This is a genomic window from Halomonas rhizosphaerae, from assembly GCF_030012485.1.
GTDB classification, from domain to species: domain Bacteria; phylum Pseudomonadota; class Gammaproteobacteria; order Pseudomonadales; family Halomonadaceae; genus Halomonas; species Halomonas rhizosphaerae.
Genome location: NZ_JASCQQ010000012.1, coordinates 186,339 through 202,106, shown reverse-complemented (window position 1 = coordinate 202,106; position 15,768 = coordinate 186,339). Strand labels below are relative to the sequence as shown.

Sequence of the window (15,768 nt, the reverse complement as noted above, 5' to 3'; positions counted from 1 at the left end):
CCCTGCTCGACACCTTCAATCTCCGTATTATCTCCTCCCCTCCCACCCCGGCAAGGAGCGATGATGTCCCCCACCGACGACTCTCAAGACAAGCCCTCGGCGCCTCCCCTCTCCGCGCGTATCGGCCTGTGGCTGGGGCCCCTCTGGGTGCTGATGACCCTGTTGCTGCCCGCCCCGGCCGGCATGGCCGAATCGGCCTGGGCCTGCCTGGGCCTCGCCCTGCTGATGGCCACCTGGTGGTCCACCGAGGCGATCCCGATCCCCGCCACCTCGCTGCTGCCGCTGGCACTGGTGCCGGCGCTGGGGATCGGCGGCATGAGCGAGACGGCCGCCAGCTATGCCAACCCGATCATCTACCTGTTCCTCGGCGGCTTCCTGCTCGGCATCGCCATGCAGCGCTGGAGCCTTCACAAACGCCTAGCCCTGCACGTGCTGCGGGTCGTCGGCCACAAGCCTCGCCAGCAGATCGGCGGCTTCATGCTGGCCACGGGCTTCCTCAGCATGTGGGTGTCCAACACGGCCACGGCCATCATGATGCTGCCGATCGGCATGTCGGTGATCAGCCTGCTGGACGACAGCGACCCCGAAGAGCTACGCCGCTACGCCACGGCCCTGCTGCTGGCCATCGCCTACTCCGCCAGCATCGGCGGCGTGGCCACCCTGATCGGCACGCCGCCCAATGCCCTGCTGGCCGGCTACCTGGCCGAGGACCGCGGCATCGACATCGGTTTCGCCCAGTGGATGATGATCGGCCTGCCGATCAGTGCCGCCATGATGGTCAGCGCCTGGTGGTGGCTGACCCGTCGCGACTTCGCCCTGGATGCCGGCGAGGACAGTGCCGGCATGGTCCGCGACGAACTGGCCAAGCTCGGCCGGACCAACCCGGCAGAGCGACGCGTGGGCGTCGTCTTCCTGCTCGCCGCGGTGGCCTGGATGCTGCGCCCCCTGCTCAATGACGCAGGGCTCGACTGGCTCTCCGACACGGGCATCGCCATCATCGCGGGCATTTCACTCTTCCTGGTGCCGGCCGGCCGCCAGCCGGGCGAGCGCCTGATGGACTGGGACGCGGCGCACGAGCTGCCCTGGGGCATCCTGCTGCTGTTCGGGGGTGGCCTGGCCCTGGCCGGCTCCATCAGTCGCTCGGGACTGGCGGAATGGATCGCCCAGCAGCTCGGCGTGTTCGGCACCTTCCCGCTGTTGGCGATGGTCGGCGTGGTAGTGCTGGTGATCATCTTCCTCACCGAGGTGACCTCCAACACCGCCACCGCCGCCGCCTTCCTGCCGCTGCTCGGGGCGCTGGCCCTGTCACTGGACATCTCGCCACTGCTGATCACGGTGCCCGCCGCCATCGCCGCCAGCTGCGCCTTCATGATGCCGGTGGCCACGCCCCCCAACGCGATCGTCTTCGCCACCGGTCACATGCGGATCCAGTCGATGATCCGTGCCGGTTTCGTGCTCAACCTGATCAGCACGGTGCTGGTGACCCTGATGGCCTACTTCCTGATCATGACGCTCTGGTGATCCGACGACGACGGCCATCTAATGCGGAGCCCGGCCATCCGGCCGGGCACGTGACATTGTAAGAAAGACGATGGGCCGCCCGGCAAGGCCTCAGGCGGCCAACATCCAGGCGGCGGCATAGTGGTCCAGCAGCAGCACGCCGAAGACGCCCAGGATGTAGCGGATGGAGAACCAGAAGGCCGCCAGCGGGGCCTGCGGATCATGGCCGCGCCAGACGCGCCAGTTCCACACCATGAAGCGCAGGTTGAGCGCCATCACCCCCACCAGGTAGAGCGCCCCGCTCATGCCGATGGTGAAGGGCAGCAGGGTCACCGCCACGGTCAGCCAGCCATAGAGCCACACCTGCAATCGCGTGAAGGCCTCGCCATGGGTGACCGGCAGCATCGGCACCCCGGCCCGGGCATACTCGTCGCGCTTGTGGATGGCCAGTGCCCAGAAGTGCGGCGGCGTCCAGGCGAAGATGATCAGCATCAGCAGCAGCGGCTCGGGGCCCAGTTGGCCGGTGACCGCCGTCCAGCCCAGCAGCGGCGGCGCGGCCCCCGCCACCCCGCCGATGACGATGTTCTGCGGCGTGGCATGCTTGAGGAAGGCGGTGTAGATGAGGGCATAGCCGATCAGCGAGCCCAGGGTCAGCCAGGCCGTCAGCAGGTTGACCTGCCAGGCCAGCAGCCCGATGCCGCAGGCCGACAGCAGCGTCGCCCAGACCAGGGCCAGCGGCGTAGGCATGCGCTGGGTGGCCAGCGGCCGGCGGGCGGTGCGCAGCATCAGCGCATCCAGGCGTCGGTCGACCACATGGTTGAAGGCCGCGGCCCCACCGGCGGCCAGGCCGATGCCGATCAAGCCGAACACCACGGCCCCGGGGTCCGGCAGCGGGGCGGCCAGCAGCATGCCGACCAGCGTGCAGACCAGCATCACGGCCACGACGCGGGGCTTGCACAGCGTGTAGAGGTCTCGCCAGCCCCAGCCGGAGAGATGGCCGACGGTCGCACGCTCCATCATGACTTCAGACATGAGCCAACTCCTCCTTCGTTGCAGTTTCTCCGGCGCCCGACGGCTCGACCGCCGTCGGGACCGTCGACCAGCGCCAGTGCCACAGCGCCAGGGTCATGGCCACGACCAGCAGCACCGCCCCGGCGGTGTGCAGCAGGGCCAGCCACAGGGGCAGCCAGGCCAGCACGTTGGCGATGCCGATCACCACCTGAACGCCATAGGCCCCGCCCAGCAACGCCAGCCAGGGACGCATGCCGGACGCCCGCAGATGGCGCATGCCGAGCAGCAGCAGGCTCAGCCCCAGGGCCAGCGCGCCGAGCCGGTGCCCGACCTGGATGGCACTGCGCGCCTCGGCATGCAACTGGCCGTGCAGGTAGTTGGGGCCCACCGTCTGGGTCAGGTGGAAGCCCTCGCTCCAGTCCATCGCCGGCCACCACTGGCCGTTGCAGGTGGGAAAGCCCTGACAGGCGATCCCGGCATAGTTGCTCGAGGTCCAGCCGCCCAGCGCCAGCTGCCCCACCAGCAGGAGCATGACCAGCCCCCACAGCGGCGTCAGGCGTCGGCGTGGAAAGGGGGCGGCCGCGCCGGACGAGAAACGGCGCAGGCGTAGATGCAGCCACAGGAACAGCACCAACACCGTCAGGCCACCCAGCAGGTGCAGGGTCACCACCTGGGGCCATAGCTTGAGGGTCACCGTGAAGGCCCCGAAGGCGCCCTGCAGCAGGATCACCGCCAGCAGCGCCAGGCTGATGGCCCAGGGATAGCCGACTTCCCGGCGCCACCGCGCGCCCAGCAGCACAAGGGCAATGACCAGCAGCCCCAGGGTCGAGGCCAGATAGCGGTGCACCATCTCCACCCAGGCCTTGGTGGACTCCAGCGGCACCCCAGGGGAATGAGCAAGGGCCCGTTCGGCGTCCGGCACCACCAGCGCCCCGTAGCACCCTGGCCAGTCGGGACATCCCAGGCCGGCATCCACCAGCCGCGTCCAGGCCCCCACCAGCACCACCACGGCGGTGAAGACGACCCCAGCCAGGCTCAGCCCCACCAGCCATCGATGGCGGCCGTCAGTGCTTACTGCACGCGCACTACTGGCCATCGGCGCCGCCCCCCACCACGGTCGAGGCCTGGTCGAACCGCGCCATGGGCGGCTCGGGGTTCATCCGCAACAGGCGGCGCAGGTCATCGAGCACGTCGGCGGTGGCGACCTCCGGAGCATAGCCGAGCACCGGCCGCCCTTCGGGGTCGAGGATCCAGAGGCGATGGGGAGAACGCCAGTCGGCCTCACCCGTCCACTGTGCCAGGGCCGCGCCGGGTAGCGGCTCACCGCCACCGCCGATGCGCAGGCGGCTGACCCGGTCGGCCTCGCGACCCAGGGCACGGTGCAGGCGCCACCAGCGATCGGCATTGTCGTCACACGCCTCTGGGCAGTCGAACGCCAGCAGCCAGTCGCTCTCCCCCTGCTTCGCCACGTCCGTCAACGGCCATTGCGAAAGGACGGGCAACGAGGGTTGAAGCTCGCCATGGGCGGTGCGTCCCTCGGGAATACCGATGCGCCACTCCACCATGCCCCAGGCCACTGCCACCGGCAGTCCAAAGATCGCGAAGAAGGCCAACAGCTTGAGGCGTTGACGTCCGGCATGAGTCATCGGGGAGTCTCCTTGCTCGGGATGGACACCGGCTCGGGGCTGCGTGCCTGGCGACGCGCCCCCACCAGCATGATCACCAGGGCGGCCAGGGCCAGCCCCCACCACTGCAGGGCATAGCCCAGATGGCGCTCCGGCGGCACCACGCTGGGCTGCCACCAGGACGCGAGATGGCCCGGCCCCTGCTCGAGGTGCAGCCAGCCCGGATGGGCGAATGTCGGCTCCAGGTCCCAGGCCGAGAGGTCGATGCGCTGCAGGCGATTGCCCTCCCGGTTGGGGCCGAACAGCGGCGCTGACTCGCCGGCCGTCTGCCAGCGGCCTTCCAGGGTGACCACGCCGGCGGGGGTCTCGACCGAGGGGGCCGCGCGGCTGGGGCCGGTCGACAGGAAGCCACGCTGGACCAGCCAGATGCGTCCATTGATGTCGCGAAACGGCGTCAGAGGCGCCACCCCGAGGCGCCCCTCATGGGTGCGGTTGTCGAGGAACAGGGTCTCCTCGGCGAGGTATTCGCCCTGCAGGACCAGTTGCGAGCCGCTCGGCGGAGCTGCCGCCGGCGCCTCGATGCGCGGCGCGGCCGCCAGGCGAGCCAGGTAGTCGCGCTTGTCCGCGGCACGCTCCCACTGCCATAGTCCCAGTGCGAGGCCCAGCACCACCAGGCAGGACCAGAACCCCCACCAGCCCATCCGACGCGTCGCTGAGGGGCCGCGTTTCGCGCCGGATATCGATCCTTTCTTGGAGCCGTGAATGTTACTCAAGATATTGATTGCCCTTGTCTTTCTGGCCATGGTGACGAGCCTGGCCGTGGGTGCCGGCTTCCTGGTCCGGGACGGCAGCCGCTCGCGGCGCGTGCTGGTCTCCCTGAAGGTCCGCGTGGCCCTGGCCGCCGCCCTGCTCGCCCTTCTCGGCTACGGTTTCTATCTCGGCGGCCTCGGCGGCTGATCCACGAACCTGCCGCCCCGGGGGTTCAGAACACATAGACGAAGATGAACAGCCCGAGCCATACCACGTCGACGAAGTGCCAGTACCAGGCCGCGGCCTCGAAGCCGAAGTGGTCGTCGGCCGTGAAGTGCCCACGGAACACTCGCCACAGCATCACCGCCAGGATGATGGTGCCGATGATCACGTGCAGCCCGTGGAAGCCGGTGAGCAGGAAGAAGGTGGCGCCATAGATGCCCGCCTGCAGGGTGATGCCGTAATGGGCATAGGCCTCGTAGTACTCCACCCCCTGGATGGTGATGAAGCACAGCCCCAGCAGCACGGTCACCAAGAGCCAGAAGCGGGCACTGTCGCGGAACCCTTCCTTGATGCCCTCGTGAGCGATGGTCAGGGTGATGCTGGAGGAGACCAGGATCAGGGTATTGACCAGCGGCAGGTGCCAGGGGCTGAAGGTCTCCGTCGGCCCCTCGATGGAGGTGTCAGGCGGATTGAGCAACGGCCAGCTGGCAGTGAAGTCCGGCCACAGCAGGGCCGCTACCCCCTTGGCGCCCTCGCCGTCGAGCCAGGGCAGCGCAAAGGTCCGCACATAGAAGAGCGCGCCGAAGAAGGCGGCGAAGAACATCACCTCCGAGAAGATGAACCAGCCCATCCCCCAGCGGAAGGAGCGGTCCATCTGGTCGTCGTAGAGCCCGCCCCGCGACTCGACGATGACATCGCGGAACCACAGGGCCATCACCGCGAGCACGCCGACCAGCCCGATTGCCATGACCGGCATGCCGGCCGTGCCATGCACCAGCACCGTGCCGGTGCCGATCATCATCGCCCCCAGCGCCAGTGACGCCAGGATCGGCCACTTGCTGGACTCGGGAACATAGTAGCTGCCACCACTCATGCGCTGTCTCCTTCTTTGATCGGCCTGCGGGGCGACACCGCTGCCTGCGCCGGCTGCACGGGATAGAGGGTGTAGACTAGGGTCACCGTCTTGATGTCGGGCGGCAGGTCCCGGGTCAGCTGGAACACCAGCGGAGCCTCCAGGCGCTCACCGCCCTCCAGGCGCTGCTCCTGGAAGCAGAAGCAGCTGAGCTTGCGCAGGTGCACCGAGGCCTCCGAGGGCGAGACACTGGGTACCGCCCTGGCCTCGCTGGCATCGCCCCCCCGGTTGCGGAAGGTGAAAGACACCTCGTTGCTCTGTCCCGGGTGGACCCGGACCTGGCGCGTCTGGACGTCGAGCTCCCAGGGCAGGCCGGCGCTGGCCCGGGTGATGAACTGCACCGTCACCATCCGCGAGGTGTCGACCTCCTCATGCACCAGCATCTGGGCACTGTTGCTGGTCTTGCCGTTGAGGCCGGTGACCTCGCAGAAGACGTCATAGAGTGGCACCAGCGCGAAGGCGAAGGCGAACATGCCGGCCAGCACCACCAGGGTGCGTGTCACGGTCCGGCGCACCCCTTCCCGGCCCGTTGTCTGTTCGTCATGGCTGGCCATGCCTGCCTCCCGCGTCGCTGTCGACGCTACTCAGTGCTGCCGATGGGGATGAAAGTCCGGGGGCGTCTCGAAGGTATGCAGCGGTGCCGGGCTCGGCACGCTCCACTCCAGGTCCTCGGCGCCCTCCCAGGCCTTGGCCGGGGCCTTCTCGCCACCGCGCACGCACTTGATGATCACCAGCACGAAGAGCAGTTGGGAGACACCGAACAGGAAGGCCCCCAGGCTAGAGGCCACGTTGAAGTCAGCGAACTGCAGGGCATAGTCGGGGATGCGTCGCGGCATGCCGGCGAGCCCAGAGAAGTGCATCGGGAAGAAGGTCAGGTTGACGCCGATCACCGACAGCCAGAAGTGCCACTGGGAGAGCCGCAGGTGCGGGTAGTGGCCGGTCCACTTGGGCAGCCAGTAGTAGGCCCCGGCAAGGATCGCGAAGAGCGCACCGGGCACCAGCACGTAATGGAAGTGCGCCACCACGAAGTAGGTGTCGTGATACTGGAAGTCGGCCGGCGAGATGGCCAGCATCAGTCCCGAGAAGCCACCGACCGTGAACTGCACCACGAAGGCCAGTGCGAACAGCATCGGTGGCTCGAAGCTGATGGAGCCGCGGAACATCGTCGCCACCCAGTTGAAGACCTTCACCCCGGTGGGCACCGCGATCAGCATGGTGGTGTACATGAAGAACAGCTCGGCCACCAGCGGCAGCCCGACCACGAACATATGGTGGGCCCAGACCAGGAAGGAGAGGATGGCGATCGCCGCCGTGGCGTAGACCATGGAGGCATAGCCAAACAGCCGCTTGCGGGAGAAGGTGGGGATGATCGCCGAGACGATGCCGAAGGCCGGCAGGATCATGATGTAGACCTCGGGATGCCCGAAGAACCAGAACAGGTGCTGGAACAGTACCGGATCACCGCCGCCGGCCGCGTTGAAGAAGCTGGTGCCGAAGTTGATGTCCATCAGCATCATGGTGATCACCCCGGCCAGCACCGGCATCACAGCGATCAGCAGGAAGGCGGTGATCAGCCAGGTCCAGACGAACAGCGGCATGTCCATCATGCGCATTCCCGGCGCGCGCAGATTGAGGATGGTGGCGATGATGTTGATGGCACCGAGGATCGAGCTGATCCCGGCGATATGCAGCGAGAGGATGAAGAAGGTGGTGGACGGCGGTGCGTAGGTGGTGGAGAGCGGCGCATAGAAGGTCCAGCCGAAGTTGGGCCCGCCGCCCGGCATCAGCAGGGTGCTGAGCAGCAGCGTGAAGGCCACCGGTAGCAGCCAGAAACTGAAGTTGTTCAAGCGGGGCAGGGCCATGTCGGGGGCGCCGATCTGCAACGGCACCATCCAGTTCGCCAACCCCACGAAGGCGGGCATGATCGCCCCGAACACCATGATCAGGCCATGCATGGTGGTCATCTGGTTGAAGAACTCGGGCTGGACCAGCTGCAGGCCGGGCTGGAACAGCTCGGCGCGCACCACCAGGGCGAAGATCCCCCCGATGAAGAACATGGTCAGCGAGAAGATCAGGTAGAGGCTACCGATCTCCTTGTGGTTGGTGGTCAGCAGCCAGCGCATCAGCCCACCGGGGCGGGCATGACCGGCCTCGGCCATGCCACCGGCAGTGGCCGTGCTGTGCTGCGGGGTGGGCTTGGGAGGCAGGTGGGAAGCCATCGGAAATCTCCCTGTTGGCAATCACGAAAGAGAAACGGAAAGGCCGGTCACTCGCCCTGGTCGGCGAGGCGCTCGGCGATTTCCGACGGTTGCACGCTGTCGCCGGACTCGTTGCCCCAGGCATTGCGTTCGTAGGTGACCACCGCGGCAATCTCCACAGGGTTCAGTGTGCTACGGAAGGCCGGCATCGCCGCCCCCGACACACCGTTGACCACGGTATCGACGTGCCAATCAAGATCATCGAGCATCTGCTGATTGCCGGCCAGTGCCGGGAAGGCTGGCGGGTTGCCGCTGCCGTCCGGCTGGTGACAGGAGGCACACACTGAGCCGTAGACCTGCTCGCCACGCTCCATCAGCTCGTCCATGCCCCACTCGCGATCGACGCCCTGGGCCTCCTGGGCGGCGGCCTCCTTGCGCTCGGCCAGCCATTCGTCGAAGCGCTCCTGCTCGACGGCCTCGACCACCACCGGCATGAAGGCATGGTCCTTGCCGCACAGCTCAGCGCACTGGCCGCGATAGATGCCGGGCTCCTCGATGCGCACCCAGTTCTCGTTGACGAAACCGGGAATGGCGTCCTGCTTGACCGCCAATTCGGGCACCCACCAGGAGTGGATGACGTCATCGGAGGTCAGCAGGAGGCGTACCTTCTGCCCTACCGGCAGCACCAGCGGCTCGTCCACCTCGAGCAGGTAGTGTTCCCCCTTCTCGTCGGCGCCGCTGATCTGCTCGCGGGGCGTCCCCAGATTGGAGGTGAAGGCAACGTCCTCCCCGAGGTACTCGTAGCGCCAGCGCCACTGCTGCCCGGTGACCATGATGTCGAGGTCGGCCTCGGAGACGTCGTACATGTTCTTGAGGGTAGCGGTGGCAGGCACCGCCATGGCCACCAGGATCAGCAACGGGATCGCCGTCCAGATCACTTCCACGCTGGTATGTTCATGGAAGGTCGCCGACTTGGCGCCACGCGAATGTCGATAGCGGAAAAGCGAGTAGAACATCGCACCGAAGACAATCACCCCGATGATCACGCAGATCCAGAAGATGATCATATGCAGGGAGTAGATGTCACGGCTGAGCGCCGTGACACCGACCGGCATGTTCCAGCCATTGGCCAACGCGATCGGGGTCAGGGCTGCGGAGGTCAGCCCCCCCGCCATCCACACGAGCAACGTGCGCATCGGCGCCTCCTCAGGGTGATTGTTGTATTAGCGAGCGCTTGCAGCAGTATAGAAGAGTGCGGCAGTTCGTCACCCCGGCCGCCCGGGGGCAGGTAAACGGCATCGTCAACGCTGAGCCGGTCAGCGCGCGGCGAGCACCGCCACGAGAGCCACCAGCACCACAAACACCACCCCCATGAGCAGCCCCGCAGCGATGAAGGTGCCGGGGCGGTTGGACGCGAAATCCTCGCGCCGTCGCGCATCCTTCTGCACCCCCAGGAAGGCCGCCAGCACCGACTTGATCGCTTGCCACATCCGTCTCTCCTCCGTGCAATGGCGTCGAGCTTCCAATCAACCCTAGACCATGCCGCCACGACTGACCCGTGGACGCATTCCACGCCGAGCGCCGGGGTGACGCCCCCCTTCGCTGCAACGCACAAAACCAGGTTCATCTTCTACACTTAAACTGAAAGCCGAGCATGACCCAACATCCCGCCAGGGACCCCAAGGAGATCGACCATGACCAAGCCCAAAGACACCAAGGCCAACCCCGCTCTGGCCGCGGCCCAGCCGATGATGGAGTGGTGGCAAAAACAGTTCACCCAGGGGACCACGCCCATGGCGCGCATGCAGCTGGCCTGGATGGAGAGCATGGCCGACGCCATGCAGTTCGAGGCCCAGTTCCTGCAGGCACTCGCCGAGAGCAGCCAGAAGATCGCCCAGTCCTTCGAGGGGGAGGCCCCGCAGACACCGGCCGAGATGCAGGAGCGCTACCAGCAGCTTATTACCGAGGTGACCGAAGCCCAGATGGAACGGATGCAGAAAGCTGCAGAACTCTCCCATGACTTCCGGAAGCGTCTCTGGGAAGAGATCTGAGGCGAGTCGCCCATGTGATTCTCGGCCATCCCGCTCAAGAAAAGCCGAAGAGCCGAGTGATCAGGGGCAACAGGAAGGCTGTCAGCAGCCCCGTCAGCCCCATGGCCAGGCCAGAGAAGGCACCGGCCACGGCTCCCAGGCGAGCGAAGGCGTGGGCGGTGCCGAAGCCATGGGCCGCCAACCCCAGGGTGAAGCCCTGCACCACCGGATCCTTGATTCGTAGCAGGCGGAAGATCCAGGGCCCCAGAGCGCAGCCGATCGAGCCGGTCAAGAGCACCAGACCGGCGGCCAGGGAGGGAATGCCGCCGATCTGCTCGGCGATACCCATGGCGATCGGCGAGGTAACCGAGCGTGGCGCCAGCGACAAGAGTGTCTCGGTGCGCGCGCCAAGCAGCATGGCCAGTCCCAGGGTGGACGCCACCGCCGTGACGATACCTGCCCCGCAGGCCAGCAACAGAGGCCACAGCAGGCGGCGCACTCGCTCGCGATGGTCATATAGGGGGATCGCCAGGGCCACCGTGGCCGGCCCCAGCAGGAAGTGGATGAACTGGGCCCCCTCGAAGTAGGTACGGTAGTCCATGTCCACCAGCAGCAGCAGGGCGATCAGCATGATGATGGAGAGCGTGACCGGATGCAGCAGCGGGGTGCCGCCCACGGCGCGATTGACCCTCACCGCCAGGGTAAAGACCAGCAGGGTCGCCAGCAGCGAGAGCAGCGGATTGCCCGAGAGGTAGACCCACAGCTGGTCAAGGGTGGCGACATTCATGCCTTGCCCTCCGGCTGGCCGTTACGCCGGGAATGGCCATGCTGCAGGCGCTCCAGCACCCAGGCCGTCACGCCCAGGGTCACCGCCGTGGATACCACCAGGGTGACCACGATCGGCCAGAGGTCGGCAGCGATGAGCTCGAAGTGCACCATCAGCCCCACCCCGGCGGGCACGAACAGCAGCGTCAGGTAGCGCAGCAGCCCCTCGCCCGTCAGGCGCAGGCTCGACGGCACCTTGCCGCGGATCATCAATGCCATCAGCAGGATCACCATGCCGATCACCGGCCCCGGGATCGGCAGCGTGAGCCCCCTGGCCACCAGTTCGCCGGCAAACTGACAGGCCAGCAGCATGCTCATTCCCATGATCAACGGCATCTCCGCCCTCCTCTCGGCAGCTCCCCGGGGAGCAGGTTCTCATTGCAGACAGTGTGACAGAAGCGGCGGGATCCGGGGCCTCGTCGCGACAACCAGCCAAGCAATTGAAACGGAAGCGCAAAAGGGACTTTTCATTTGCCCCGCGACGCGCTAGTATACGCCTCGTTCTCGGGGGCCAGGATCCACAGGCCAGCCATCCCGAAAACAGCATCGGAGCGTGGCGCAGCTTGGTAGCGCGTTGCAATGGGGTTGCAAAGGTCGCAGGTTCGAATCCTGTCGCTCCGACCAGAAACATCTAGAGAAACCGCCATTTACGGATCATGCCGGGTGGCGGTTTTTCGTTGTGCCTGGTGCTAGGTGACATATAAGTGACAAGCGTCGGAAACCGCCAGCAACGCTTAGCGCTCTACACCTTCCCGTGCATGAAGAACCTGTGCTGCCCTCGCGATCACCTCCACCGATTACCAGGTCGGCGTGCTGGGCGGGCTTCTGCTCGTCCACCACCAGCAGGTCGCCTTCCCTCAGCGGGCCAAACACACCGGCCTCCTCGCTGACCTCCACCAGGTAGCACGTGGGTTTGAAGCGCTTCAGGTCATAGCCCTCCAGCGCGGGGTGCGAAATGCCCGCGCACAGCGGGCCGAGGTAGTTCACACGCATGTCGTCCCTGCCTTGTTGCTCTCTCATCGCTCAGCCCCGCCATGCCGGGCTCTGGCCGCCGGTTGCCACGCTCCCGCGTTGCATTAGTGTTTGCCTTACAGAGCGTGCCTGCCGAATACTGTGCAAATAGACAGTCTTTGGCAAGAGACCTTCCGATGCGCGATCCCGAGATCCACTACCCGCTGCCGGCCCCGCCGCTGCGGCCGCTGCCCTTCCCCCTCACCACCATCCGTGCCGGTATCTCCGGCTTTCCTTCGCCAGCCGAGGACTACGTCGGCCGCACGCTGGACCTCAACGAGCGGCTGGTGAAGCGCCCCTCGGCTACTTTCTTCATGAGCGTGAAGGGCGACAGCATGGACGGCTTCGGCATCCAGGATGGCGACACCCTGGTGGTCGATCGCTCCATCGATCCGCGCCCTGGGCACATCCTGGTCGCCCTGGTCGATGGCGAAGTGATCGTGAAACGCTACGAGAAACGCCAGGGCCGGCCGTTGCTGTGCTCCGGCAACTCGCGCAACGCCCCCATTCCCCTCACCGACCTGGATTGCCAGGTGTGGGGCGTGGTGCGCTCGGTCATCCACGAGTACCCGGTGTGAGCGGCCCCATGATTGGCCTGGTGGACTGCAACAACTTCTACGTGAGCTGCGAGCGGGTCTTCCAGCCGCGGCTCGAAGGCGTACCGGTGGGGGTGATGTCCAACAACGACGGCTGCGTGATTGCCCGATCCAACGAGCTCAAGGCCCTGGGCGTGGAGATGGGCACCCCCGCCTTCGAGCTGCAGCCCTTGGTGCAGCGCGGGCAGATCCGCCTGCTCTCCTCCAACTACGAGCTCTAAGGCGACATGTCCGCCAGGGTGCGTGAGGTCCTCGAGGAGTTCTCCGCCGGCGTCGAGCCCTACTCCATCGATGAGATGTTCGTGCGCTTCGATGGCTTCGACCACGCCACCACGCTCACCCTGAGCCGCACCCTGCACCACAAGGTGCGCCAGTTCACCGGCATCCCCGTCTGCGTGGGCGTGGCACCCACGCGCACGCTGGCCAAGCTGGCCAACCGCGCCGCCAAGAAGCTGCCGGAATACCAGGGCGTGTGCGTGCTACATGCCGAGAGCGACGCCACCCGCTGCCTGCTCCAGCGCACCGCCCTGGGCGACGTATGGGGCGTCGGGCGGCGCCTAGTCGAGCGCCTGACCCTGCAGGGCATCGAGACCGCCTGGGATCTCCGCCAGGCCGACCCCAAGGCCATCCGCCGGCGCTACTCCGTCACCCTCGAGCGAACCGTGCGCGAGCTCCAGGGCAGGCCCTGCATCGAGCTCAACGATGCCGACCGGCCGCGTGACCGCATCATGACCTCGCGCTCCTTCGGCCGCCTCACCGGCGAACTGGGCGAGGTACAGGCCGCCATCCGCCAGCATGCCCAGCGCAGCGCTGAGAAACTCCGTGCCCAGGACAGCCACGCCCGCGCGGTTTACGTGTTCCTCAAGACCAACCGGCACCGGGCGGATCTCGCCCAATACTCCCCGAGCGTTGTGGTCGAGCTGCCCTGCCCCACCGACAACAGCCGATCCATCCTTGCCGCTGCACAGGAGAGCCTGGCCGCCATCTACCGCCCCGGGTACCGATTCATGAAAGCTGGGGTGATGCTGCTGGACCTGGTCGACGCTAACCGGCAGCAGCTCTCGCTGCTGGATACCCCACAGCGCCAAGCCGAACGCGAACGTAGCGACTGCCTGATGGCCACTGATTGGGTGAAACCCTTCACGTGAGCGGTTAGTCTAGAGCGTATCCACTCTTCAACCTCTGCACACACTATGTCGTTCTCTTCAGGAGACACGAGAGTAACGTCGTTGCCAGAACGGCGAAGGTAAAAATGCTCCGGGATGGTCAGGGTGTAGCCACCATGAAGGTAGGCAATGATCTCCCCACTCTGCGCTGCCATATAGGTGTAGGGCCCCGGATAATTGATCACTCCGGGACCCTACAGCTAAACCACAACAGCAAAAAACAAAATGCAATTCAGCACTAAGTATAACGCTTATTATTTTTATACAATGCAAAGTACTCTTTAGCGGGAAGGGCCGGTGAATAAACAAAACCCTGAGCTTGATCACACCCCAACTCACGCAGGACCGCCTCTTGCTGCAGAGTTTCCACACCTTCCGCGGTTACAACCAATCCCAAGGCATGCCCGATATCGATCATGCACCCCATCAGCTTTCGCGCTTGTGTATCACTACCTAGATTGGCGACAAAGGTACGATCGATTTTTAGACCTGTAATTGGCAGATGCTTTAAGTACTCGAACGAGGCAAAGCCAGTACCGAAGTCGTCAATGCTTACACCAAACCCGAGATCACGAATGCGTTGAATGGCATCGCGAGCGGACTCAATATCACCGACAAATGCACTCTCGGTGATTTCCACCTCCAGCCGCTCAGGGCTTACGTTGGCCTTCTTGACGAGATCCACGAGCAGGTCGTGAAGTTTTTCATCGTAGAGATTATGGACCGATATATTGATACTGACTACGCTCTCACAGCCAGGATTCCGGGAAAATGCACCGGCAGCCTGAATCACGAAATAGGTTAGCGGGCCAATTAGTGAGGTACTCTCCACCTTGGGCATAAACTGGCCGGGCGGTATCAACTTACCGTTATCACCTCGCCAGCGGATCAATCCTTCGCATCCACAGACCTGACCATCGGCGAGACGTATCTTGGGTTGGTAGAATAGCTCGAACTCCCTGGCGGCCAAGCCGTCTCGTACCCGGGCGATCAACTTGAAGGAATCAAGGGATCGTTGGTCCAGGACAGGGTCGAAATGCGTAAACTCCCGACGCTTCCGGACGGACGTCAACAGCGCGATTCGGGCTTCTCGCAGGATTTCTTCTGTCGTCTTATCCTCTGAGGTGATGGAACTACCCATCGCCAATTGCACACGAACCGGCACCTCTTGAACCAAGAAACTTTCTTCACCGACCTCCATCAGCCGGTGGCTGATGATGTCGAGGTCAGTTGCCTCGATATCTGGCACGACCAAAGCCAGTTCATCCGGACTAATACGGTAGGTTTGACTCCCCCTGCGAAGGACCTCACTGAGCCTCTGACTCAGCGTAACCACCAGGTCGTCGGCAGCTTTCAGGCCCAGGGCCTCGATAACGTCTGCCATATCAGTGATCTTCACCTTTATCACGCCGGTTTTTCCAGCAGCCACCTCCGGTCGAGATAGACACTCTAGAAGATCCTCATTGAGTGCGACCTGATTGAATAGTCCAGAATGAAGATCTGTACGGGAAACCTCTCGATGACTGGCGAATGCATTGCGCCTCGACTGAAAGAGCCAGCCAGCGACACCACCCAGAAGCAAATACAATACGATACGAAGAAGATAGTTAAAGGTACTTTGATCGCTACCCAGCATGGTATCCAGAGGCATGAATGCCATCAAAATTCCTGCAGCGAGAGCGGTAATCAAGCCACCCGCCAAACTATACCAGGAGGCGGCGATCAGCACTGGAATCAGCATCAGATAGGGGTAGGAAAAGGCCGTGCCTCCCGTTATATAAACGATAGCGGTCCCTATCCCTAGCAGCAGCACGATTAAGCTACATTTCAAGGCATGGCGACTCACCAGAAGACGCCCCCACTCCAGAGACTGGAACCCTTTCAAGCTCATGCCTGTAGATTTCATATAATATCTCTACAA

At 64.7% G+C, this 15,768-nt stretch carries 18 protein-coding genes, 1 tRNA gene and 1 pseudogene; 7 read left to right on the top strand and 13 right to left on the bottom strand.

The window, feature by feature from the left end; genetic code table 11:
• The first annotated feature begins 63 nt into the window (after positions 1–63).
• Positions 64–1,521, top strand: coding sequence for an SLC13 family permease (locus QLQ86_RS06605; RefSeq protein WP_407650053.1), 1,458 nt, complete (start codon positions 64–66; stop codon positions 1,519–1,521).
• 90 nt (positions 1,522–1,611) lie between these two features.
• On the opposite strand, the gene QLQ86_RS06600 is transcribed toward QLQ86_RS06605, so the two are convergent.
• Genes QLQ86_RS06600 through QLQ86_RS06585 form a run of 4 tightly spaced genes read right to left on the bottom strand, consistent with a single transcriptional unit; the run spans position 1,612 to position 4,837 of the window.
• Positions 1,612–2,532 carry a heme o synthase gene (locus QLQ86_RS06600; protein WP_282736035.1) on the bottom strand — a complete coding sequence of 307 codons (921 nt, stop codon included), beginning with the start codon at positions 2,530–2,532 and terminating at the stop codon, positions 1,612–1,614.
• Complete coding sequence (locus tag QLQ86_RS06595; RefSeq protein ID WP_282816303.1) at positions 2,525–3,607, bottom strand: COX15/CtaA family protein; 1,083 nt, start codon at positions 3,605–3,607, stop codon at positions 2,525–2,527. The genes QLQ86_RS06600 and QLQ86_RS06595 overlap by 8 nt, the downstream gene beginning before the upstream one ends.
• A complete protein-coding gene (locus QLQ86_RS06590; RefSeq protein ID WP_282816302.1) occupies positions 3,597–4,157 on the bottom strand; it encodes a hypothetical protein in 561 nt (186 codons plus the stop codon). Before QLQ86_RS06590 ends, QLQ86_RS06595 begins: the two co-directional genes overlap by 11 nt.
• Positions 4,154–4,837, bottom strand: a complete 684-nt coding sequence (locus QLQ86_RS06585; protein ID WP_282736038.1) for an SURF1 family protein — start codon at positions 4,835–4,837, stop codon at positions 4,154–4,156. Before QLQ86_RS06585 ends, QLQ86_RS06590 begins: the two co-directional genes overlap by 4 nt.
• A 61-nt stretch (positions 4,838–4,898) precedes the next feature.
• On the opposite strand from QLQ86_RS06585, the gene QLQ86_RS06580 reads away from it, so the two are divergent.
• On the top strand, positions 4,899–5,093 hold the full coding sequence (locus tag QLQ86_RS06580; RefSeq protein WP_282736039.1) for a DUF2909 family protein: 195 nt from the start codon (positions 4,899–4,901) through the stop codon (positions 5,091–5,093).
• A 25-nt stretch (positions 5,094–5,118) separates the two neighbouring features.
• Here QLQ86_RS06580 and QLQ86_RS06575 read toward each other — a convergent pair whose 3' ends face one another.
• The 5 genes from QLQ86_RS06575 to QLQ86_RS06555 all read right to left on the bottom strand — a co-directional run bounded on the left by QLQ86_RS06575 (position 5,119) and on the right by QLQ86_RS06555 (position 9,709).
• Positions 5,119–5,982 carry a cytochrome c oxidase subunit 3 gene (locus tag QLQ86_RS06575; protein WP_282816301.1) on the bottom strand — a complete coding sequence of 288 codons (864 nt, stop codon included), beginning with the start codon at positions 5,980–5,982 and terminating at the stop codon, positions 5,119–5,121.
• Positions 5,979–6,575 carry a cytochrome c oxidase assembly protein gene (locus QLQ86_RS06570; RefSeq protein ID WP_282816300.1) on the bottom strand — a complete coding sequence of 199 codons (597 nt, stop codon included), beginning with the start codon at positions 6,573–6,575 and terminating at the stop codon, positions 5,979–5,981. Before QLQ86_RS06570 ends, QLQ86_RS06575 begins: the two co-directional genes overlap by 4 nt.
• Positions 6,576–6,605: 30 nt before the next feature.
• Entirely contained in the window at positions 6,606–8,240 is a 1,635-nt protein-coding gene (gene ctaD, locus QLQ86_RS06565; RefSeq protein WP_282736042.1) for a cytochrome c oxidase subunit I, read from the bottom strand.
• Positions 8,241–8,287: 47 nt separating this feature from the next.
• Positions 8,288–9,415 carry a cytochrome c oxidase subunit II gene (gene coxB, locus QLQ86_RS06560; RefSeq protein WP_282736043.1) on the bottom strand — a complete coding sequence of 376 codons (1,128 nt, stop codon included), beginning with the start codon at positions 9,413–9,415 and terminating at the stop codon, positions 8,288–8,290.
• Between the two features lie 120 nt (positions 9,416–9,535).
• Positions 9,536–9,709 (bottom strand): DUF2970 domain-containing protein, encoded by a 174-nt coding sequence (locus QLQ86_RS06555; protein WP_106230980.1) that lies wholly within the window; start codon positions 9,707–9,709, stop codon positions 9,536–9,538.
• A 204-nt stretch (positions 9,710–9,913) separates the two neighbouring features.
• Here QLQ86_RS06555 and QLQ86_RS06550 point away from each other — a divergent pair, with 204 nt between their 5' ends.
• A complete protein-coding gene (locus QLQ86_RS06550; protein WP_282816299.1) occupies positions 9,914–10,270 on the top strand; it encodes a hypothetical protein in 357 nt (118 codons plus the stop codon).
• Positions 10,271–10,304: 34 nt separating this feature from the next.
• On the opposite strand, the gene QLQ86_RS06545 is transcribed toward QLQ86_RS06550, so the two are convergent.
• Positions 10,305–11,036 (bottom strand): LrgB family protein, encoded by a 732-nt coding sequence (locus QLQ86_RS06545; RefSeq protein ID WP_282736045.1) that lies wholly within the window; start codon positions 11,034–11,036, stop codon positions 10,305–10,307.
• Complete coding sequence (locus QLQ86_RS06540; RefSeq protein ID WP_282816298.1) at positions 11,033–11,410, bottom strand: CidA/LrgA family protein; 378 nt, start codon at positions 11,408–11,410, stop codon at positions 11,033–11,035. Before QLQ86_RS06540 ends, QLQ86_RS06545 begins: the two co-directional genes overlap by 4 nt.
• 211 nt (positions 11,411–11,621) lie before the next feature.
• Between QLQ86_RS06540 and QLQ86_RS06535 the strand changes: the two genes are divergently transcribed.
• Positions 11,622–11,698 (top strand) — tRNA-Pro (locus QLQ86_RS06535).
• A gap of 30 nt (positions 11,699–11,728) precedes the next feature.
• On the opposite strand, the gene QLQ86_RS06530 is transcribed toward QLQ86_RS06535, so the two are convergent.
• On the bottom strand, positions 11,729–12,067 hold the full coding sequence (locus QLQ86_RS06530; RefSeq protein WP_282816297.1) for a LexA family transcriptional regulator: 339 nt from the start codon (positions 12,065–12,067) through the stop codon (positions 11,729–11,731).
• A gap of 155 nt (positions 12,068–12,222) precedes the next feature.
• Here QLQ86_RS06530 and QLQ86_RS06525 point away from each other — a divergent pair, with 155 nt between their 5' ends.
• The 3 genes and pseudogenes from QLQ86_RS06525 (at position 12,223) to QLQ86_RS20095 (ending at position 13,829) form a co-directional block, all read left to right on the top strand.
• A complete protein-coding gene (locus QLQ86_RS06525) occupies positions 12,223–12,663 on the top strand; it encodes a LexA family protein (RefSeq protein WP_282816296.1) in 441 nt (146 codons plus the stop codon).
• 8 nt (positions 12,664–12,671) lie between these two features.
• A pseudogene (locus tag QLQ86_RS20100) lies at positions 12,672–13,106 on the top strand (Y-family DNA polymerase); the annotation flags it as partial.
• 303 nt (positions 13,107–13,409) lie between these two features.
• Complete coding sequence (locus tag QLQ86_RS20095) at positions 13,410–13,829, top strand: DinB/UmuC family translesion DNA polymerase (protein ID WP_326521270.1); 420 nt, start codon at positions 13,410–13,412, stop codon at positions 13,827–13,829.
• Positions 13,830–14,085: 256 nt separating this feature from the next.
• Here QLQ86_RS20095 and QLQ86_RS06515 read toward each other — a convergent pair whose 3' ends face one another.
• On the bottom strand, positions 14,086–15,753 hold the full coding sequence (locus tag QLQ86_RS06515) for a putative bifunctional diguanylate cyclase/phosphodiesterase (protein WP_282816295.1): 1,668 nt from the start codon (positions 15,751–15,753) through the stop codon (positions 14,086–14,088).
• Positions 15,754–15,768: the final 15 nt, after the last annotated feature.